The organism is Methylocystis sp., assembly GCF_050246715.1.
Lineage (GTDB): Bacteria > Pseudomonadota > Alphaproteobacteria > Rhizobiales > Beijerinckiaceae > Methylocystis.
This window is the reverse complement of the sequence record NZ_JBFWVN010000020.1, coordinates 28,136-47,454: the sequence shown is the minus strand read 5'-3', so window position 1 is coordinate 47,454 and position 19,319 is coordinate 28,136. Positions and strand designations below refer to the sequence as shown.

Genomic DNA, 19,319 nt, shown 5'->3' with positions numbered 1-19,319 from the left:
CTCCACGTCCGACGCCCCGCACTAACACCATCATTCGCAGCCGCCATCTGGTGTCCACCTCTTCGATGGTGGACACCTAATCAACTCCACATGCAGAGCGGTAGGCGGTCGTCCGATCACGCTTACTAAGCAGGCGCTCAAGCCATCTTTGGTAAAACTCAGGCTTGGCTTTTTCCCATCGGAGGTAGACCCACTCCAAATGTTCATAAGTGGTTTGCCTCCTGCGGATATCCCTTTGCATCCAAATAAAATTGGACGATTTATAGTAAAATTCAATGAGTTGTGCATGAAGGCAATCACGCATTAGCCGCTCGTCAAGATCCCCATTTCTGATGCCGGCGGCAAGAAATTCATAATGATTGGCCATGAGCCTAAAAGCTTCGCGCTCGACGGTTCCCTCCTGCAGCGAATCAATGTCCCCATTTTTTATCAACGGGACAAGCTTCGCTGAGGCTTCATTTAAGCCCCTGTCGAGACTTGAATGGAGAATCACATTGCAGGTGTGCTGTTTGCGCGACAAATCACGAGCGCGACGCGCCGTATAGACCCACCCCATGGTCGCGAAAGTCGCAGCGAATAGCACTGCCGCCGACGCATCAAGAGCCTGGAGAAGGGAGCACCCGAGCATGTCACAGCGCCGTTAAGCGAAGAAACGCTAATGTCAGCTTAAATGTTAGCATATCACCGCGCAACTAGGCTAAAGAGCGACATCATGATCATCGGAAATGGCAAGACCGATCCCAGTTATTGATAGCGGCTTGGACATAGCCGCATGATCGATATGCCGTTGACAACGTGTCCGATTTTTGGCCTTTCAACACCGAAATTGTCTATCGCATGGATTAGGGCTCTAAGCCCAGCGTTACGGTCGGCCGCCCAAACCTCATCAAGCGAGCCGGAAGGGTCGCCTGCAGAAAAAGTGGCGTTGAGCCTGCTCAATCAGCTCCCTGCGATTGACGTAACGTTTATGGGACGAATGGATAGGATAAATTGCGAGCATAGTGGCGGCTTAGCGATTCGCCAGTTGAAAGATTTTAACGGGCGTCTTCGTTTTTTGAACGATTTTAGCCAAGCTGATGCGCTTCGTTATATTCAGTCACACGGAAACGCATTATGCGTTATTCCGTCACTTATAGAAAACAGCCCTTGTGTGGTAGGTGAATGCTTCACAATTTCAAAACCATTTATATGTAGCGATGTGGGCGGAGTCGGCGAACTCATCGCCACAGAGGATCACGAGCGGGCGCTTTTTGCGCCGACAGCTCAAGGCCTTTGCAACATTCTGCGCCGTGTGTGGACCGATGGGCTTTCGAGCATCAAGTCCACGCTCAACCCTGCCGACATCATTGCGCAATGGCGGGAACTCTGCAAAGAGCTTGACGCTCCGCCGCATGCGAAGCCGGCAGAGCTGCAACAACCGCTCGTATCGATTTGTGTCACCCATCACGAGCGACCCGAACTTTTGCAGCGAACTGTAGCAAGCATACTTGCGCAGACATATAGAAACATCGAAGTCGTCATCGTAGACGATGGCAGTCGCTCCAAATTTGCGCTCGACCGCCTTAATCAGATGGAAGCCGAATTTGGAGGACCCAATTTTCGCATTATTAGGGCTGAGAATAGATATTTGGGCGCGACCAGGAATTTAGCTGCGGCGAACTCCCGTGGCGAATTTTTGATTTTCCATGCCGACGACAACGTGGCGGAGCCGAATGAGCTAGAGCTGTTTGTCGCCGCCGCCTTGCGCGGGCGGTTTGATGTGTTGACGTCACAATATTTTGTCTTTGACGATGACGAGGAGCCCGAGGACGGTAAGGTCCTACATTTTCATCTGGGCATTGGGGGAGAATTCTCCTATTTCCGCAATAGTTTTGGCGACGCAAATGCGATCGTCCGCAAAGACGTTTTCGATCGTCTAGGCGGATTCACGGAGCTCTATGGCGTAGGCTTCGAGGATTGGGAGTTTTTTCTGAAAGCGCATCTTTCTGGCGCGGCGATGGGCATCGTGCCTTTGACGCTTTTTCGATACCGAGTATCCAGAACTGGAATGCTGGCGACGGGCGCCCCGATTTTGGATCACCGAAGCATCATTGACGCGGTTGACAAACTCGCGCCCAAATTGACTTCCGATTTTGTGTCGCTTGCTCGGTCGTCGGAACTATCCAATATCGTTCTTGATAAGACGTGGAATATTCTTGAGCGACAGGAGCATGGGGCCTTATTTCAACAGCTGACGACTGTCGAGCCTAATTCTGGCGAGGCCGTGAGCATACTGATGCAGCTGGCATTTCTGTACGGCCGTCTCGATGAAGCGATTGAGCTGGGCATACGATCTCCCGACGACAGAGCGACGCTCTATCGACTCTTGTCGGCGACAACCAGTCAGCCAATGGAATCAGCGCGCCTGGTTATTGAGCAGCTGCCTCGGGTCGAGCAATTTTTTGCAACGGTGAAATTACGAGGTTGGATCTGCAATCGAGAGCTTGTTCCAACGGAATTCGACGAGCTCGAAATAGATGGTCGCGTCTTTTCGGTTACGCGGTTGGCGCGCATAAGCCGACCCGACGTCGCCAACGAATTTGATCAGAAGGGGCAACCGCTTGTTGGATTTGAGCTTCAAGCAGTTGAAACCAAGCAACGCAACGCGCCTTCCATCTTTCGATGGGGCAAAAAGGCCTCCAAGGTGCCGTTGCGTTCAACGGGCAAGCCACATTCAAAGATCAATATTATTGCAAGGACTACGCATTAGGATCTAAGAGGACATATCGATTTTTACGCCCCACTCTTCGGCGCCGCGATTCAGCTGCCTTCCGCTAGCGATTTCAAATTTAGTGGACGCATAGATGTTGAACTTCCTTCGCCAGCAAATTATGTCTCGCTAACATATAACGGCCTCGAAATGAAAGCCGAGCAAATTGGCGACGGTCATTATTCAGCATATTTTCAAGAACTCGAGTTCGCTGGTAAATTTCGTGACGGATCGACGACCGTCCACATTTCAGTTGATACGAAGCAACCAGCGGCAGACGTTTCATTCTTTCGATGGAAGTAATCTTACGGCTTTGGCGATCCCTTCTGCCGAAAATTTTTCGACAATGCGAAGAAGCGCCAGCGTTTGACGCTGACGTTTGAGCATAGACGTCGAAATGGACGCCCAAATGTGCATCGCCAACGCACGCGCCGTTGATGCCGTCATGGGCGTGTCTCGAGCCGGCGCGACTTATAGCATTCCGGCATGCGCCCATGGTCTTATATTAATCCCGCCGCCCCGAATTGACGACCCGTTGCTCGATCGCGCCGAAGATCGAGCCCCCCGCCGAGTCGCGCATCTCGATTCGCACCACATCGCCAGCCTTCAAGAACGACGTTCGCGGCGCGCCCTCGATGAGTTTCTCCACGACGCGCTGCTCGGCGATGCAGGAATAACCGTCCCCGCCCTGCCCGATTGGCCTGCCAGGCCCGCCATTGGCGTCACGGTTGGACACCGTGCCTGAGCCAATGATCGTGCCGGCGCACAGCGTCCGTGTTCTCGCCGCATGAGCGATGAGGCGCGGAAAGTCGAAGGTCATGTCCTTTCCCGCATCAGGCCGGCCGAATGGCGCGCCATTGACAAAGGAAAGCAGCGGCAGCGACAGCCTTCCGCCGTCCCAAGCGTCGCCGAGTTCATCAGGGGTCACGGCCACAGGTGAAAAAGCGGACGCCGGTTTCGACTGAAAAAAGCCGAAACCCTTCGCGAGTTCCGCTGCAACGAGACCGCGCAAGGTCACGTCATTGACCAGCAGAATAAGCTTGATGTGGGTGCGCGCCGCCTCCGGCGTGACGCCCATTGGCACATCATCGGTAATTACGGCCACCTCGGCTTCGAGATCGAGGTCCTGCGTTTCGTCGAGCAAGGGAATGTCGTCGCGCGGCCCGAGGAACGCGTCGGAGCCGCCCTGATAGATCAGCGGATCGGTCCAAAAGCTCTCCGGCATCTCAGCGCCGCGAGATTTTCGAACCAGCGCGACATGATTCACATAGGCCGAGCCGTCCGCCCATTGATAGGCGCGCGGCAGCGGCGCGGCGCAATCCCCTTGGCGAAAGGGAAAGCTTTCGCGAAGTCCGCATTCGAGACGCGCCGCCAGCGCCTGCAACTCCGGCGCGACGGCGTCCCAGTCGTCGATCGCCGACTGCATCGTCGGCGCGACAAAGCCCGCCGCCACGGCGCGCGACAGATCGCGCGAGACGATGATGAGCGCGCCGTCGCGCCGACTCTTCAAGGACGCGAGCTTCACGGGCCATCGCCGGTAAAATGACGCCGCAAACCCGACCAGCAGTCCGCATAGTCCTTCTGCAGCGTTTCGAGCGAGAGGGCGAAAACGGTCGGATAAAAGGGCAGCCGAGACTCGAACATGAAGGCGAGCGCGTCGTCGATCTTCGCCGGAACAAGCTCTTCCTGCGAGGCGCGCTCGAAGGCTTCGGCGTCGGGACCATGCGGCAGCATGGCGTTATGCAGCGACATGCCGCCCGGCTCGAAGCCAGACGGCTTCGCGTCATAACGTCCGTAAATCAGTCCCATGAATTCGCTCATAATGTTCAAGTGATACCAGGGAGGCCGGAAGGTGTGCTCAGCGACCTGCCAGCGCGGCGGAAAAATAGCGAAATCGACGTTGCCGACGCCGGCTTCATCCGACGGAGAGGTGAGGACCGTAAATATTGATGGATCGGGGTGATCGAAGAGCAAGGCGCCGACCGGGCAGTATTTGCGCAGATCATATTTATAGGGCGCATAATTGCCATGCCAGGCGACGACGTCGAGCGGCGAATGGTCGATGTCGCAGCGAAAGAAGGCGCCGCCCCATTTTATCGTAAGCCGGCAGGGCTTCTCCTTGTCTTCGAAGGCTGCGGTTGGCGTGAAGAAATCGCGCGGATTGGCGAGCCCATTGGCGCCGATCACGCCGCGATAGGGCAGAGTGAAGGGCGCGCCGTAGTTTTCGCAGACATAGCCGCGCGACGGACCGGCGGGAAGCTCGACGCGAAATTTCACGCCTCTCGGAATGACGCAAATCTCGCCGGGCGCGCATTCGATCAGGCCGAATTCGGTGAAGATGCGTAGATCACCGAGCTGCGGAACGATCAGCAGTTCGCCATCCGCGTCGTAGAAATAATCGTCCTCCATCGACTGCGCGGCGAGATAGAGATGCGCCGCCATGCCGATCCTCGACCCGCAATCGCCGGCCGTCACGATTGTGTGCATGCCCTCGATAAAGGAGCCTGCGTCGCCGGCGATGGCGCTCGCGCTCCAGCGCAGCTGCCCGAACGGCGCGTCGACATCGCGACAGGGCGCGGTCTTCCAACGGGGTTGCGCGATCCGTTTAGGCTCATGGATGTGAAGGACCGAAGGCCTGATCCGATAAAGCCAAGAGCGCCGATTGACATGTCTTGGCGCCGTGAACGCCGAGCCGGACAATTGCTCGGCGTAAAGACCGCAGGGGCATCGCTGCGGCGAATTCTGGCCGATCGGCAAGGCTCCCGGAAGCGCCTCGCTTTCGAACTCATTGCCGAAGCCATGCAGATAGCGCGTCGGCGTCATCTCTCAGCCCGCCGCCCGGTTCAAGACGCCGCGGCGGATTTGATCCTCTTCGATCGACTCGAACAGCGCCTGGAAATTTCCTTCGCCGAAACCCTCGTCGCCCTTGCGCTGAATGAATTCGAAGAAGATCGGGCCGATGACCGTTTTTGAGAAAATCTGCAGCAAGAGACGACGCGCGCCGCTCGTGGCGCCGTCGATCAGAATGCCCAGCTCCTTGACGCGCTGCGTCGGCTCGCCATGGCCCGGCAGCCTCTGCTCCAGCGCGTCATAATAGGACTCCGGCGGAGCTGGCATAAAATCGAGCCCATTATTGCGCATCGCGACGACAGTCTCATAGATATCGCGACAGGCGCAGGCGATATGCTGAATGCCCTCGCCCTTATAGGCGTCGAGAAATTCCTCGATCTGGCTCTTCTCGTCCGAGCTTTCATTGATCGGGATGCGAATTTTGCCGCAGGGACTCGTCATCGCGCGTGAGCGCAGGCCCGTCATCTTGCCTTCGATATCGAAATAGCGAATCTCCCGAAAATTGAAGATCCGCTCATACCATTTCGCCAGCGCGTCCATGCGGCCGCGGCGGACATTGTGCGTGAGATGGTCGATTTCGGTCAGGCCCACGCCGAAAGGTTTGGGATCGCGCTCGCCCGTCCATCTGAAATCGACATCCCAGATCGAACCCTGGTCGCCATAGCGATCGACAAAATAGATGAGCGAACCGCCGACGCCTTCGATCGCTGGGATATTCAGCTCCATCGGGCCGACGCCGGAAGCGATAGGCTTGGCGCCGAGTGAAACAGCGCGGCGCATCGCCTTTGCCGCGTCGACGACGCGAAAGCCAATGCAGCATACAGAGGGGCCATGGGCCTTCTGGAAGTCGGCGGCGAAGCTGCGCGGCTCCGCATTCAGCACATAATTCACCTCTCCCTGCCGATAGAGCGTCACGTCCTTGGAGCGGTGGCGCGCGACAGCGGCGAAGCCCATCTTCTCGAACAGGGCCGCCAGCTGCGCAGGCTCCGGATGGGCGAATTCGACAAATTCGAATCCATCCGTTCCCATCGGGTTTTCGGCCGCCGTTGCGGCGCCGCGCGTCGAGTCCATAACAAGGCCTATACAGCTGTCTCTGAGCTGCTATTTAAATATTGCGTCGCCGACCCGGTTAAAGGCCCATGATCCTTTACGACTATTTCCGCTCGTCGGCCGCCTATCGCGTGCGCATAGCGATCGCGCTCAAGGGGCTCGCCGTCGAACGCCGGCACATCCATTTGTTGCGCGGCGAACAGCGTGACCCCGGCTATCGCGCCAAAAACCCGCTGGCGATCGTGCCGACGCTGGAGCTCGACGACGGCAGGCTCGTCACGCAATCGTTGGCGATCATCGACTATCTTGACGCGCTACAGCCTGATCCGCCGCTCCTGCCGAGAGACGCCGTATTGGCCGCTCAGGCGCGGGCGGCGGCGTTGACGATCGCCTGCGAGATACATCCACTCGCCAATCTGCGAGTCATCGAGGCGCTGCAAAGTTCATTCGGCGCGAGGGACGAGCAGATCACCGAATGGCGCCGGCGCTGGATCGCCGAGGGCCTCCACGCGGTCGAGGCGCTGATCGCGCCTGCGCCTTTCGCCTTTGGCGCGGCTCCGTCGCTTGCCGACATCTGTCTCATTCCGCAGGTCTATAATGCGCGACGCTTTGACGTGCCGCTCGATTCCTGCCCGCGCATCCTTGCGGTGGACGCCGCCTGCGCCGACCATCCCGCCTTTTTGGCGGCGCGTCCGGAGGCGCAAGCCAACGCCGAATAATGCGGTTTCGGGGCGATCTGATCGGCTGTCGTTCCCGACGCTCGCGAAGCGAGCGATCGGGAATCCAGAGTAATGCCAGCGTTCTTGGATTGGCCCTGGATTCCCGGTCAGGCTTTCGGCCTGCCGGGAATGACAAGATCCCAAGCGAATGGACCATCCGGAATCCATATGATTCTTAAACCGCGAGCGTCAGATCGGCGATCGCCGCCGCCAGAAAGCGGCCGGCTTCGCCGCCGGTCACCACGCGATGATCGAAAGTGAGGCTGAGCGGCAGGATCCGATGCGCCGCCGGCGCGCCATTCACCGCCACGATCTCGTCGCGTATGCGGCCGGCGCCGAGTATCGCCACCGTCGGCGGTAGAACGATCGGCGCGGCGTAGCGCCCCGCAATCATGCCGAAATTCGAGAGCGTGATGGTCGCGCCGCGCAGTTCTTCCGGCGGAATGCGTCGAGCGGCCGCATCCTGCCGCATCCGGTCCAGCGCCGTGCGCAAATCCTTTGCGTCGCGATTGCCGATGTCCCGCAAGACGGGCACGAACAGGCCTTCTTCGGAAAGGTCCACGGCGACGCCGAGGTCGATCTTCTTCATGACGCGCCGCGCGAAGGCGTGAGGCTCGAACCAGGCGTTGAGCGCAGGCTCCGCCTCGCAAGCCTTTACAAGAGCCCGGATCAAACGGACGGTCGTGTCGGTCCCGGCTGCCCAGGCGTTGATGTCGGCATCGTCGACGATCGTGGCCGCGGCGACTTCCGCCTGCGCCTGCGCCATATTATGCGCCATGGCGCGACGCGCGCCGCGCAGCGGCTCGGCGGCGACGGTCTCGCTGAGAATGCGCGCCACCCGTTCGATGTCCTGGACGGTGATCAGCCCATCAGGTCCCGAGGGCGTCACCATCGCGAGATCGACATTGAGCTTGCGCGCCAGCGCTCTCACCGCAGGCGTCGCCCGCAGCGCGCCGCCGGCGTGCCCAACCGAGATCGGCTGGTCGCGGACGACTGCGGCGCCGTGCTGAACGGCGCCAACGACCGAGCCTGTATCCTCCCCCGCGCCTTCAAAGCCCACCAGCGGCGCGCCGATGCGGATGACGTCCCCGGCCGAGCCAAACAGCCGCTCGATGCGGCCGGCCTGAGGCGACGGGATTTCGACGACGGCCTTGGCGGTTTCGACGGCGACGAGCGGCTGATCGACCTTGACGTCCTCGCCAGCGGCCACGCGCCATTCAACGAGTTCGGCCTCCTGCAACCCTTCTCCGAGATCGGGGAGACGAAAAATGTTCATGACGCCTCCATCGCTTGCCGAACGCCGTCGATGATCCGATCGACGCTCGGAATATATTGCTTCTCCAATTTCGCGAGCGGCACGACCACATCATAGCCGGTGACCCGCTTGATCGGCGCCAGCAGCGAATAGAGCGCGCGCTCGGCGATTTCGGCGGCGATCTCGGCGCCGAGTCCTGCCGTGCGCGGCGCTTCATGGACAATGACGCAGCGTCCGGTCTTTTCGACCGAGCGCAGGATCGTTTCAATGTCGAGCGGCTTTAGAGTCGCGACATCGATCACTTCGACTGCGACGCCCTCTTCTTCGAGCTTTTCGGCGGCGGCCAGCGTCTCCGGAACCATCGCGCCCCAGGTGACGACCGTCGCGTCAGCGCCTTCCCGCAATGTGAAACAGGCGTCGAGCGGCAGTTCCGCGCCATCGTCCGCGACCTCCTCACGGAACAGGCGATAGAGCCGCGTCGGCTCGAGAAAAATCACCGGATCTGGATCGCGCACCGACGCCAGAAGCAGTCCATAGGCGCGAGCTGGCGAAGACGGCGCGACGACACGCAGCCCCGGCATATGCGCGAACATCGCTTCGGGACTTTCCGAATGATGCTCGGGCGCGTGAATGCCGGCTCCGCAAGGCGAGCGAAGCACCATCGGGCAGGTCATTCGCCCCCGCGTGCGATTGCGCAATCGGGAAGCGTGATTGATGATCTGATCGATGGTCGGATAGATGAATCCGGAAAACTGAATTTCCGCGACGGGCTTCAGCCCCATCGCCGCCATGCCCACCGCGACTCCGGCGATGCCGCCTTCGGCCAAGGGCGTGTCGATGACGCGCTCGCGGCCAAAGCGCGCCTGCAAGCCGTTGGTCGCCCGAAACACGCCGCCATTGACGCCGATGTCCTCGCCGAGCAGCAGCACGTCGTCGTCTTCGCTCATTGCGCGCGCCAGCGCGAGATTGACAGATTCGACCAAAGTGATTTCAGCCATGGCCGTTCCCGTTAGTTGGCGCGAAGCGGCGCGCTTCTTCGCGTTCCCACTGCATGGAGTCGGGGAGCTTGGCGTAAAGATGCTCGAACATCGCGTCCGAGCTGAGCGGCGAAGCGTTCAGATAGGCCGCGACCTCCCGATCGACCTCTTCCGCGCATTCCTTGAGCAGCGCCGCCTCCTGCTCTTTCGACCAGGCACCTTCATTGACAAGATAAGAGCGTAGCCGAGAGATCGGTTCGCGCGTCCACTGCTCGCGGACAATCTCCGGATCGCGATAGCGCGAGGCGTCGTCGGCGGTGGTATGATCGCCGAGACGATAGGTGAGCGCTTCGATCACCGTCGGACCGCCGCCCGAGCGCGCCTTTTCGATCGCCCGGCGCACGACTTCATGGACGGCGACGACGTCATTGCCGTCGACCTGTCGTCCTTCGATTCCGGCGGCGACCGCCTTTTGCGCGAGGGTTTCGGCCGCGCTTTCGAGTTCCCGCGGCGTCGAGATCGCCCAGCCATTATTGTTGATGATGAAGACGACCGGCGTTTTCCAGACCCCCGCCATGTTCAACGCTTCGTAAAAGGCGCCATTGGAGGTGCCGCCGTCGCCGATAAAGGTGACGACGACGCGATCCTCCTTCCGCATCATCAGCGCGTAACCCGCGCCGACCGCCTGAGGCACCTGAGTGGCGACAGGGACGCAGTTTGGAAAGTCGCCGCGCGCATTCTTAAAATCGCTGCCGCGCTCATCGCCGCCCCAATAAAGCAGACATTCGGACATCGACATGCCGCGATAGAATTGCGCGGCATGATCTCGATAGGACGGCACGAGCACGTCGCGTTCTTCCATCGCCGCCGCCGCTCCAACGCCGATCGCTTCCTGTCCGAGCGCGGAAGCGAATGTGCCGAGCTGACCGGTGCGCTGGAGGCTGATCGCTTTATTGTCAAAAATCCTGGTTCTCGTCATCGCGCGATAGAATTGGACCAGTCGCTCAATGTCCTTCGCCGATTTGCTGGCCGCCTTGCTCATCTCGCCGCTTGGCGACAGCAGCTGGACGAAATCTACATGGAGATCGAAACCCATTTCGATGCTTCCCATCGCCCCGCTCCTGATGAGCGAAGTAGCGCGGCGCTGCGGGACGTCACCGCTCCGCGACAACTTTTTTGTCATGTGGGGGGCGCCGCGGCGCAAGAAAAGGGGGTTTGTCTCGAGACTTGACTGTATCGTCGGTCGTCCAATTTACCGATCATGCCCGCCGAATCGGAAGTTGATCCCTTCTCATTCCGAGACGAATTCGGTCCCGCGAAGATCGTTCACATCTGGTCGCCTTCGGTCGATCTCCGCGCCGTCGTCGTCATCGACAATATTGCAGCAGGTCCCGCCATCGGCGGGACCCGCATGGCGCCCGACGTCAGCCTCAGGGAGTGTGTCCGACTCGCCCGGGCGATGACGTTAAAGAACGCCGCGTGCGGACTTCCGCACGGCGGCGCAAAATCGGTGATCTTCGGCGATTCCGACATGGCGCCGACCGACAAGGAACGGCTGATTCGCGTGTTCGCCAAATCGATCGAGCAACTCGTCGACTATATTCCGGGACCCGACATGGGCACAGACGAGACGGCGATGGCCTGGATCCATGACGAAATCGGCCGTTCCGTCGGTCTTCCGGCCGAGATTGGCGGCATTCCTCTCGATGAAATCGGCGCCACCGGTTTCGGCGTCATGATCGCCGCCAGCGCGGCGGCGCCTTTCGCCAATCTTTCTCTCAGCGGCGCGCGCATCGTTGTGCAGGGGTTCGGCGCCGTTGGCATACATGCGGCGAGGTTTCTTGCCCGCAAGGGCGTGCGCATGGTCGGCGTATCCGACAGCCGCGGCGCGGTGGCGGATGGAGAAGGACTCGATATCGAGGCGCTCGTTGCGTTAAAGCGTGAAGGCAAGAGCGTCAGCGACTTTAAAGGCGCGCGCGCCGTCGATCCTGAGGCGCTGATCGCCCTGCCCTGCGAAATCTTCATTCCGGCGGCGCGTCCTGACGTGCTGCGCGCCGACAATGTCGACATGCTCAATTGCAAATTGGTGGTGCAGGGCGCGAACATTCCGGCCACCGCCACAGCGGAACGCATGATGTTCGAACGCGGAATCGTCAGCGTGCCCGATTTCATCGCCAACGCCGGCGGCGTGATCTGCGCGAGCATCGAATATGCCGGCGGCGGCGAACGAGCGGCCTTCGCGGCGATAGAGGAAAAAATCGGACGCAATACGCGGCTCACACTGGAGCGATCGCGCGCGCTGAAAGTGGCTCCTGTCGACGCCGCAATGAAGCTTTCGACCGACCGGCTGCGCAAGATCATGCAACTGAGGCGCTGGCGGTAGAGCGCGCAGCGAAAAAGCGGGAACCGGTTTTTCGCGTAAAGCGCGCTCTAGAGCTTTGGAATTGATCACTTTGTCTGCATTTGGGCGATTCCGCCCGAATGCAGCGTGATCTAGACCCGCTCGATCGCGATCGCGGTGGCCTCGCCGCCGCCGATGCAGAGCGTCGCCACGCCCCTTTTTAAGTCCATCGCCTCCAATGCGGAAAGAAGCGTGACGATTATCCGCGCGCCCGACGCGCCAATCGGATGGCCGAGAGCGCAAGCGCCGCCACGGATATTGACCTTGTCGTGCGGCAGGTCCAAATCGCGCATGGCCGCCATTGCGACGACGGCAAACGCTTCATTGATCTCGAAGAGGTCGACGTCGCCGGTCGTCCAACCGACCCTATCCATCAGCTTACGGATCGCTTCAATCGGCATGACGGAAAAGCGGCTCGGCGCGCCAGCGACGGTGACATAGCCTCGGACGATCGCGAGCGGCTTCGCGCCGGCGCGCTCGGCGTCGTCGGCGCGCATCAGAGCGAGAGCCGCCGCCCCATCCGATATTGCGCTCGCGTTGGCCGCGGTGATCGTTCCGTCCTCCCTGAACGCCGGCTTGAGGCGCGAGATATCCTCCGCCTTCGCTTTGCCCGGCAGTTCGTCGCTGGCGATGGTTCGCGCATTGGCGCCTTTGCCGAGAGTGATCGGTGCGATCTCTTTAGTGAAAGATTGGTCGGCAGTAGCACGCTGGGCGCGCGCCAGCGAAGTCACAGCATATTCATCCTGCATCTCGCGGGTGAATTGATATTCGGTTGCGCAGTCCTCGGCGAAAGCGCCCATCAGCCGGCCTTTTTCATAGGCGTCCTCGAGACCGTCCAGGAACATGTGATCGAGAACCTTGCGATGGCCCATCCGGTAACCTGAGCGAGCGCGATCGAGCAGATAAGGGGCGTTGCTCATGCTCTCCATGCCGCCCGCGACAGCGATGCGCGCGCCTCCCGCCGCAAGCTGGTCGCTGGCGAGCATCACCGCCTTCATTCCTGAGCCGCACATTTTGTTGACGGTGACCGCGCCGGTCGTCTCCAAGAGTCCCGCGCCGAGCGCCGCCTGACGCGCCGGCGCCTGGCCAAGACCCGCTGAAAGGACGCAGCCCATCGCCACTTCCTCTATGTCGCTTGGGGCGAGTCCGGCGCGCGCGACGGCGGCTTCGATGGCATGGGCGCCGAGCTGCGGCGAAGATATGTCCTTCAGCTCTCCCAGAAACCCGCCGATCGGCGTGCGCGCGGCGCCGATGATGGCGACGGATGCGGCGGCGCTCATGACAATATCCTCATCTTCGGGCCCGTTAATTCTCCCAAGGAGAATATGGCGACGAATTCCAGCTTTTAAACATCGGCGGCGGCGTATCGTCGCCGGCAAGAATGTCTTCGATCGTTTCATCGCTCACCGCGTCGAGGCGATCTGGCGACCATTTCGGACGCCGGTCCTTGTCGATGATCGCGGCGCGAATGCCTTCATAGAGATCGTGAGTCTCGAGCATGCGGCACGCCGCCTTGAATTCATTGGCCAGACAGATTTCGAGACTGGGAGCCTGTCCGGCGCGCCGCAGCAAGGCGCGCGTGACTTTCAGCGCCGTCGGCGACTTCGATCCGATCTCCGCCGCCGCGCATAGCGAAAACTCCGACCCTTCGTGCGAGAAAGCCGCGATCACATCCGCGATCTTCTCATGCGCCGTCGCTTCAGCGAGGAATCTCCTGAAGGACGAAAGCGTGGAGACCCCCGGCTGGCATGAAAATCGCCGCAGCGTCTCGTCCACGTCCGCGGCGCGCTCGATCGTCGAAAGCTTTTCGATCAGGCGCTCGATATCTTGCAAACGGATCATGAGATCGGCGAGTCCGGCGCCGATGGCGTCGGCCGCCGTCACCGTTGCCGCCGACAGCGCCATATAGAGACCGACCGCGCCGGCGCGCGAGAGAAGCCAGCTCGCGCCCACGTCGGGAAAAAATCCGATGCCAACCTCCGGCATGGCGATTCGGCTGCGCTCCGTAACGATCCTGCGGTTGCCATGCGCGGAAATGCCGACGCCGCCGCCCATGACGATCCCATCCATGATCGCGACATAGGGTTTGGGAAAGGAGGCGATGCGGGCGTTGAGTTCGTATTCCTCCCGCCAGAAGTCGGCGAAACGCCACTTCTGCGCGGCCTCCAGCTCATAAAGAATCCTCACGTCGCCGCCGGCGCACAGGCCGCGATCGCCGGCTCCTGTGACGAGCACCGCGCTGACGCCGTCGCCATTCCCAAATTCGTCGAGCGCTTGCCGAAACGCCCGCACCATCGGCAGCGTCAGCGTATTCAGCGCCCGCGGCCGGTTGAGGACAATGCGTCCGAGCCGCCCCTCGCGCGAAGCGATGACGTCCATAGGCTACTTCAACAGCGCGCGCGCGATGATGACGCGCATGATTTCATTCGTTCCTTCGAGAATCTGATGGACGCGCAGATCGCGAACGATTTTCTCGACTCCATATTCGCTGAGGTAGCCATAGCCGCCATGCAACTGCAGCGCTTCATTGGCGACGTTAAAACCGGCGTCGGTGACGACGCGCTTCGCCATCGCGCAGAGCGTCGTGGCGCCTGGGGCCTTTGCGTCGAGCGCCAGCGCCGCGCGCCAAAGAAAGGTGCGCGAAACTTCAAGCTGTGTGGCCATGTCCGCGAGCCGAAACTGCAACGCCTGGAATTGGTCGAGCGCCTGTCCGAACGCCTTGCGCACGCTCATATAGCGCAAAGCATGATCGAAGGCCGATTGCGCGCCGCCGAGCGAGCAGGCGGCGATGTTCAGCCGCCCGCCATCTAGCGCCGCCATCGCGATCTTGAACCCGTCGCCCTCCTCCCCGATCAGATTTTTTGCGGGCACATGGCAGTCGTCGAAGATCACGGCGCGCGTCGGCTGGGCGTTCCATCCCATTTTCCGCTCAAGCGCGCCGAAGCTCAAACCCGGCGTTCCGCCTTCGACGATGAAGGCCGATATGCCTTTCGGGCCCGGTTCGCCGGTCCGCGCCATGACGACGTAAAGATGATCGTCGCCGCCCGCGCCGGCGCCGGAAATGAACTGTTTCGCGCCATTCAAGACATAGTCATCGCCGCTCTGCGTCGCATAGGCGCGCAGCGCCGCCGCGTCCGATCCGCTCCCAGGCTCCGTCAGGCAGTAGCTCGATAGAACTTCCATCGTCACGAGCTTCGGCAGCCATTTGTCGATCTGGCGCTCGCTTCCGAAAGCGTCGATCAGACTCGCGCACATGTTGTGAATCGAAAGATAGGCGGCAATCGTCGGACAGCCCATCGCGAGCGCCTCGAAGATCAGCACGCCGTCGAAACGCGTCAATCCGGCGCCGCCCGAAGCCTCCCGCACATTGATCGCCGCCATGCCCAGCGCGGCAGCGTCGCGCAGCGCGTCTACAGGGAAAACATGCTCGCGATCCCAATCAAGCGCAAAAGGCGCGAGGCGGTCGCGTGCAAAATTTCGCGCCATCTCGCGGATGGCCTCCTGCTCGGCGCTCAATTCAGAATAGGATGACATGTCGCCATTCACCGCAATGGTTGAGGTAAATCTGTCGCGGCGCGGCCTTTTGACAAGGCGTTGGCGCTCACCATCGGTCGGCCGGTTGATTGCATTTTGCGCCATAGGCCTGCGCGACGCGGCTCGCCGGCGCATGATCGAGCTGCGCACAGGCGAAGGTCCCCGCCGCCAAGAGTCGCTCGAGCGATACGCCGGTCTCAATATCCATCCGCTGCAGCATATAGACGACGTCCTCGGTCGCGACATTTCCCGCGGCGCCGGGCGCGAAGGGACAGCCGCCGAGGCCGGCGACCGAACTATCGACGACCTCGACCCCGACCTCAAGGCAGGCGAAAATATTGGCGAGCGCCTGTCCATAAGTGTCATGAAAATGCACCGCGATCCTGTCGAGCGGCGCGACCCGCGCCACGCGTTCGACCAGCCGGCGGGCTTGCAGCGGCGCGCCGACCCCGATCGTATCGCCGAGCGACACCTCGAAACATCCCATCTCCAGGAGCGCGCTGGCGACCGACGCGACCGCGACGCCATCAACTACTCCTTCGTAAGGACAGCCCAAGACGCAGGAGACATAGCCGCGCGCCAAAACGTCGTGTCGCCGCGCCTCTGCGACAACTTTGGCGTATCGTTCGAGACTTTCCTCAATCGAACAGTTGATATTGCGCTTGGAGAAGGTCTCGGAAGCTGCGGCGAATACGGCGATCTCCTTCGCTCCGGCCGAGAGGGCGTCGGAGAGTCCGCGAAGGTTTGGGACGAGCACGGCGAGCCGCAGATCTTTTTTTAAGACCAGCGCGAGCGTTTCGTCCGTATGCGCCATTTGCGGCACGGCTGTCGGCGAGACGAAGCTGCCGGCTTCGATGCGCGTCAGTCCCGCTGCCCCAAGACGATTGATGAGTTCGGCGCGGACTCGCGGTGATAGCGTCACTTTCTCGTTCTGCAGACCATCGCGCGGGCCGACTTCAACGATGCTGACGCGGGAGGAAAGGCTCATGCGCCTTCCCTTCGCATGAGCGTAACGAGTTCAGCGCCTTCCTTCGCCATGTCGCCCGCTGCGTAGGCGACGCTCTTGACTATGCCTTCATGCGGCGCAGCCATGGCGATCTCCATTTTCATCGCCTCCAGAACAACGAGCGTCTCGCCCTTGCTGACCGCATCGCCCTGTTTCACCGCGACGCGGGTGACCGTCGCCGGCATCGGCGCAAGCACACGTTCGTCGGACGGACCTTGGCTCTGAGCGGATGTCGCTGCTTGCAGCCAATTCAAGACATTATTCCTGCCACGCAGAATGATGACCAGGCCGTCATCAACGTCAACGGTTCCGACCTCGTGCTTCACCCCGTTGACAAGCAGAAGGAGGCGATCTCCCATCTTCTGAACGTTTACCGGCGTCTCGACCCCGCCAAAATTCAAAGAAAAGCCGCCGTGCTGCGGGCGCAGGATTTGCGCAGTTAGCTTTCGATTCGCCTGCGTAACGGCGAATTCATAGCCGGCGCGGTCATAGAGCCGCCATGCGTAAGTTTCGGCCCACGGCGACCATTCATCGCCGGCCGCCGTGCTCGCTTCTCGCGCGGCGCGCCGAACGTCGGCCAGGAAAACTGACGCCGCCGCCGCAACAAGGACGCGATCCAGATCCAAGTCCGTTTCAGCAGGGGCAGTCAGCGCGTCAATAGTGTTCGTGACGAACTCGGTGTCGTAATCGCCTCTCGCCATCGCATCGCTCTTGGAAATCGCCCTCAGCAGATCGAGATTGGTCGAGACTCCGACGATCTCGACCTCTTCGAGCGCCGCCTGCAGGCGCGCCAGCGCCTGAGCGCGGTTCTCGCCATAGACGATCAGCTTCGCCAGCAGCGAGTCGTAATAAGGCGTGACGAGATCCCCGGCGCGAACGCCCGAGTCGATGCGCAGGAACGCCGCGCGCTGCGGCGCCCGAAAGTGGATGAGTTCGCCGGCCGAGGGAATGAATCCGCGCGCGGGGTCTTCGGCGCAGAGTCGCGCCTCGATCGCGCAACCGCTTAACTTCAGATCATTTTGAGTCAATGGGAGCGGCGCACCGCAAGCGACGCGCAGCTGCCATTCGACGAGATCCTGGTTCGAAACCATTTCCGTCACCGGATGTTCGACCTGCAGCCGCGTGTTCATTTCGAGAAAATAGAAATGGTCGTCGCCAACCAGAAATTCGACCGTGCCGGCGCCGACATAGCCCGCCGCGCGCGCCACCCGGACCGCCGCCTCGCTCATCTTCTGGCGCAACGACGACGACAGTCCTGGCGCCGGCGTCTCTTCGATGATCTTTTGGCGCCGGCGCTGCAACGAGCAGTCACGCTCATGAAAGGATATCACGTCGCCGTGCGAGTCGGCGAAGATTTGGATTTCGACGTGCTTATAGCCGGAGAAGTATTTTTCAATGAACAGCGTATCGTCGCCAAAGGCGGCGCGCGCTTCGCGCCGGGCGCTTTCGAGCGCCGACGACAATTCATCGGGCGATTGAACGATGCGCATGCCCCTGCCGCCGCCGCCGGCCGACGCCTTGACGAGCAGCGGAAAGCCGAGGGCGCGCGCGGCTTCGGCAAGTTCGGCGTCATCGCCGCCGCTTGAACCAGGCGCTACAGGCGCTCCCGCCTCAGCCATCGCCGCCTTGGCGGCGCTCTTTGAGCCGAGCAGCCGCATCGCGCGTGGCGGAGGACCAACGAAAATCAATCCATTCGCCGCGCAGCTTTCTGCGAAATCCGCGTTCTCGGAAAGAAAGCCGTAGCCGGGATGTATCGCGTCGGATCCGGAACGCTTCGCGACATCGATGATCTTCTCGATCGACAGATAGCTGTCGAGCGCCGGGGCAGGTCCGAGGAGATAGGCTTCGTCGGCCAGTTCGACATGCAGCGCATGCGCGTCCACTTGCGAATAAACGGCGACTGTCGCGACGCCCAGCCTCTTTGCCGTCCGCATGATCCGGCAAGCGATCTCGCCGCGGTTCGCGATGAGGAGCTTGCGCATCATCTCAATCGACCGCGATCCAGTTTGGCTGGCGTTTTTCGAGAAATGCGGAAAGGCCTTCCTGCGCCTCGGCGCTCGATCGTCGCGCGGCGAGACGATGTGCGGCCTCGCGCAACAGCTCCGCCTCGACGCCGTGACCGTCGCATGCCGCAAAGAAGCTCTTCACATCCGCCTGCGCGTCAGGCGCGCCGCGCAGCAAATCGGCGACGATGGTTTCATGCGCCAGGCCGAGCTCCAACCTTGGCGTCACGCGATGAACGAGACCCAGCCTTTGCGCCTCGGCGGCCGAGAACCGCTCTGCCGTCAACGCATATCGACGCAGCTGCCGCAGGCCGATCGCACGGATGAGAAAGGGCGAGACGATCGCCGGAAGCAATCCGAGCCGGACCTCGCTGAGCGAGAAAGACGCGTCATCAGCGGCGATGACGATATCACAGCACGCCAGCAGACCGACGCCCCCGCCGACCACGACGCCCTTGGCCAGAGCGATCGTGGGTTTTGACGTCGTATCCAGAGCATGCAGCATTCGCGCGAGCGCCAAAGCGTCCTGTTCATTGGCGTTGGACGAAGCTTGCGCGACGCTGATCATCGCGCCGATATCGCCGCCGGCGCAAAAATAGTCTCCGGCGCCTTCGAGCGTAATGATCCGAATGTCGGCGCGCGCGTCCAATGTTTCGGCGGCGTCCTTGAGCAGGCCGATGAGCTCCGGATCGAGCGCGTTGCGCTTCTCGGGCCGATTGAGCGTCAAAGTCGCTACGCCTTTCGTGTCGATCGATTGCAGCAAAGCGGTCATGAA

The 19,319-nt window shown here is 61.0% G+C and carries 17 protein-coding genes; 3 read left to right on the top strand and 14 right to left on the bottom strand.

Features of this window, described 5'->3' with window-relative positions:
* Positions 1-76: 76 nt before the first annotated feature.
* On the bottom strand, positions 77-628 hold the full coding sequence (locus AB7I51_RS08720; RefSeq protein ID WP_428405242.1) for a DUF4760 domain-containing protein: 552 nt from the start codon (positions 626-628) through the stop codon (positions 77-79).
* 144 nt (positions 629-772) lie between these two features.
* Here AB7I51_RS08720 and AB7I51_RS08715 point away from each other — a divergent pair, with 144 nt between their 5' ends.
* Positions 773-2,749 carry a glycosyltransferase gene (locus AB7I51_RS08715; RefSeq protein WP_428405241.1) on the top strand — a complete coding sequence of 659 codons (1,977 nt, stop codon included), beginning with the start codon at positions 773-775 and terminating at the stop codon, positions 2,747-2,749.
* A 282-nt stretch (positions 2,750-3,031) separates the two neighbouring features.
* Here the strand turns inward: AB7I51_RS08715 and AB7I51_RS08710 are convergent, their stop codons facing one another.
* The 4 genes from AB7I51_RS08710 to hppD are packed head-to-tail and all read right to left on the bottom strand — an operon-like array spanning position 3,032 to position 6,670.
* Complete coding sequence (locus AB7I51_RS08710; RefSeq protein ID WP_428405240.1) at positions 3,032-3,196, bottom strand: hypothetical protein; 165 nt, start codon at positions 3,194-3,196, stop codon at positions 3,032-3,034.
* 58 nt (positions 3,197-3,254) lie between these two features.
* Positions 3,255-4,274, bottom strand: coding sequence for a fumarylacetoacetate hydrolase family protein (locus tag AB7I51_RS08705; protein WP_428405239.1), 1,020 nt, complete (start codon positions 4,272-4,274; stop codon positions 3,255-3,257).
* A complete protein-coding gene (gene hmgA, locus AB7I51_RS08700) occupies positions 4,271-5,572 on the bottom strand; it encodes a homogentisate 1,2-dioxygenase (protein WP_428405238.1) in 1,302 nt (433 codons plus the stop codon). The genes AB7I51_RS08705 and hmgA overlap by 4 nt, the downstream gene beginning before the upstream one ends.
* Positions 5,573-5,575: 3 nt before the next feature.
* Positions 5,576-6,670 carry a 4-hydroxyphenylpyruvate dioxygenase gene (gene hppD, locus AB7I51_RS08695; RefSeq protein WP_428405237.1) on the bottom strand — a complete coding sequence of 365 codons (1,095 nt, stop codon included), beginning with the start codon at positions 6,668-6,670 and terminating at the stop codon, positions 5,576-5,578.
* Positions 6,671-6,738: 68 nt separating this feature from the next.
* Between hppD and maiA the strand changes: the two genes are divergently transcribed.
* On the top strand, positions 6,739-7,368 hold the full coding sequence (maiA, locus tag AB7I51_RS08690; protein WP_428405236.1) for a maleylacetoacetate isomerase: 630 nt from the start codon (positions 6,739-6,741) through the stop codon (positions 7,366-7,368).
* 175 nt (positions 7,369-7,543) lie between these two features.
* On the opposite strand, the gene AB7I51_RS08685 is transcribed toward maiA, so the two are convergent.
* From AB7I51_RS08685 to pdhA, 3 genes are read right to left on the bottom strand one after another with little or no spacing between them, the layout of a single operon-like run.
* Entirely contained in the window at positions 7,544-8,644 is a 1,101-nt protein-coding gene (locus AB7I51_RS08685; RefSeq protein ID WP_428405235.1) for a dihydrolipoamide acetyltransferase family protein, read from the bottom strand.
* On the bottom strand, positions 8,641-9,621 hold the full coding sequence (locus tag AB7I51_RS08680; RefSeq protein ID WP_428405234.1) for an alpha-ketoacid dehydrogenase subunit beta: 981 nt from the start codon (positions 9,619-9,621) through the stop codon (positions 8,641-8,643). The genes AB7I51_RS08685 and AB7I51_RS08680 overlap by 4 nt, the downstream gene beginning before the upstream one ends.
* A complete protein-coding gene (gene pdhA / locus AB7I51_RS08675; protein ID WP_428405233.1) occupies positions 9,614-10,711 on the bottom strand; it encodes a pyruvate dehydrogenase (acetyl-transferring) E1 component subunit alpha in 1,098 nt (365 codons plus the stop codon). The genes AB7I51_RS08680 and pdhA overlap by 8 nt, the downstream gene beginning before the upstream one ends.
* Before the next feature lie 150 nt (positions 10,712-10,861).
* On the opposite strand from pdhA, the gene AB7I51_RS08670 reads away from it, so the two are divergent.
* Positions 10,862-11,983, top strand: a complete 1,122-nt coding sequence (locus AB7I51_RS08670) for a Glu/Leu/Phe/Val family dehydrogenase (protein ID WP_428405232.1) — start codon at positions 10,862-10,864, stop codon at positions 11,981-11,983.
* Positions 11,984-12,093: 110 nt separating this feature from the next.
* Here AB7I51_RS08670 and AB7I51_RS08665 read toward each other — a convergent pair whose 3' ends face one another.
* From AB7I51_RS08665 to AB7I51_RS08640, 6 genes are all read right to left on the bottom strand, one after another.
* Positions 12,094-13,281, bottom strand: coding sequence for an acetyl-CoA C-acyltransferase (locus AB7I51_RS08665; RefSeq protein WP_428405231.1), 1,188 nt, complete (start codon positions 13,279-13,281; stop codon positions 12,094-12,096).
* Between the two features lie 25 nt (positions 13,282-13,306).
* On the bottom strand, positions 13,307-14,380 hold the full coding sequence (locus AB7I51_RS08660) for an enoyl-CoA hydratase/isomerase family protein (protein ID WP_428405230.1): 1,074 nt from the start codon (positions 14,378-14,380) through the stop codon (positions 13,307-13,309).
* Positions 14,381-14,383: 3 nt separating this feature from the next.
* On the bottom strand, positions 14,384-15,535 hold the full coding sequence (locus AB7I51_RS08655) for an acyl-CoA dehydrogenase family protein (protein ID WP_428405229.1): 1,152 nt from the start codon (positions 15,533-15,535) through the stop codon (positions 14,384-14,386).
* A gap of 67 nt (positions 15,536-15,602) precedes the next feature.
* Positions 15,603-16,523, bottom strand: coding sequence for a hydroxymethylglutaryl-CoA lyase (locus AB7I51_RS08650; protein ID WP_428405228.1), 921 nt, complete (start codon positions 16,521-16,523; stop codon positions 15,603-15,605).
* Positions 16,520-18,526: an acetyl/propionyl/methylcrotonyl-CoA carboxylase subunit alpha gene (locus AB7I51_RS08645; RefSeq protein WP_428406182.1), complete on the bottom strand. Its 2,007-nt coding sequence runs from the start codon at positions 18,524-18,526 to the stop codon at positions 16,520-16,522. The genes AB7I51_RS08650 and AB7I51_RS08645 overlap by 4 nt, the downstream gene beginning before the upstream one ends.
* A 1-nt stretch (position 18,527) precedes the next feature.
* On the bottom strand, positions 18,528-19,316 hold the full coding sequence (locus AB7I51_RS08640) for an enoyl-CoA hydratase-related protein (protein WP_428404687.1): 789 nt from the start codon (positions 19,314-19,316) through the stop codon (positions 18,528-18,530).
* Between the last annotated feature and the right edge of the window lie 3 nt (positions 19,317-19,319).

Excerpts from the sequence above, each read along its gene's own strand:
- AB7I51_RS08645 (WP_428406182.1), bottom strand. The coding sequence starts at position 18,526 with ATGATGCGCAAGCTCCTCATCGCGAACCGCGGCGAGATCGCTTGCCGG.
- maiA (WP_428405236.1), top strand. The coding sequence starts at position 6,739 with ATGATCCTTTACGACTATTTCCGCTCGTCGGCCGCCTATCGCGTGCGC.
- AB7I51_RS08710 (WP_428405240.1), bottom strand. The coding sequence starts at position 3,196 with ATGACGGCATCAACGGCGCGTGCGTTGGCGATGCACATTTGGGCGTCC.
- AB7I51_RS08665 (WP_428405231.1), bottom strand. The coding sequence starts at position 13,281 with ATGAGCGCCGCCGCATCCGTCGCCATCATCGGCGCCGCGCGCACGCCG.
- AB7I51_RS08650 (WP_428405228.1), bottom strand. The coding sequence starts at position 16,523 with ATGAGCCTTTCCTCCCGCGTCAGCATCGTTGAAGTCGGCCCGCGCGAT.
- AB7I51_RS08640 (WP_428404687.1), bottom strand. The coding sequence starts at position 19,316 with ATGACCGCTTTGCTGCAATCGATCGACACGAAAGGCGTAGCGACTTTG.
- pdhA (WP_428405233.1), bottom strand. The coding sequence starts at position 10,711 with ATGGGAAGCATCGAAATGGGTTTCGATCTCCATGTAGATTTCGTCCAG.
- hmgA (WP_428405238.1), bottom strand. The coding sequence starts at position 5,572 with ATGACGCCGACGCGCTATCTGCATGGCTTCGGCAATGAGTTCGAAAGC.
- hppD (WP_428405237.1), bottom strand. The coding sequence starts at position 6,670 with ATGGACTCGACGCGCGGCGCCGCAACGGCGGCCGAAAACCCGATGGGA.
- AB7I51_RS08680 (WP_428405234.1), bottom strand. The coding sequence starts at position 9,621 with ATGGCTGAAATCACTTTGGTCGAATCTGTCAATCTCGCGCTGGCGCGC.
- AB7I51_RS08685 (WP_428405235.1), bottom strand. The coding sequence starts at position 8,644 with ATGAACATTTTTCGTCTCCCCGATCTCGGAGAAGGGTTGCAGGAGGCC.
- AB7I51_RS08655 (WP_428405229.1), bottom strand. The coding sequence starts at position 15,535 with ATGTCATCCTATTCTGAATTGAGCGCCGAGCAGGAGGCCATCCGCGAG.
- AB7I51_RS08715 (WP_428405241.1), top strand. The coding sequence starts at position 773 with ATGATCGATATGCCGTTGACAACGTGTCCGATTTTTGGCCTTTCAACA.
- AB7I51_RS08670 (WP_428405232.1), top strand. The coding sequence starts at position 10,862 with ATGCCCGCCGAATCGGAAGTTGATCCCTTCTCATTCCGAGACGAATTC.
- AB7I51_RS08720 (WP_428405242.1), bottom strand. The coding sequence starts at position 628 with ATGCTCGGGTGCTCCCTTCTCCAGGCTCTTGATGCGTCGGCGGCAGTG.
- AB7I51_RS08660 (WP_428405230.1), bottom strand. The coding sequence starts at position 14,380 with ATGGACGTCATCGCTTCGCGCGAGGGGCGGCTCGGACGCATTGTCCTC.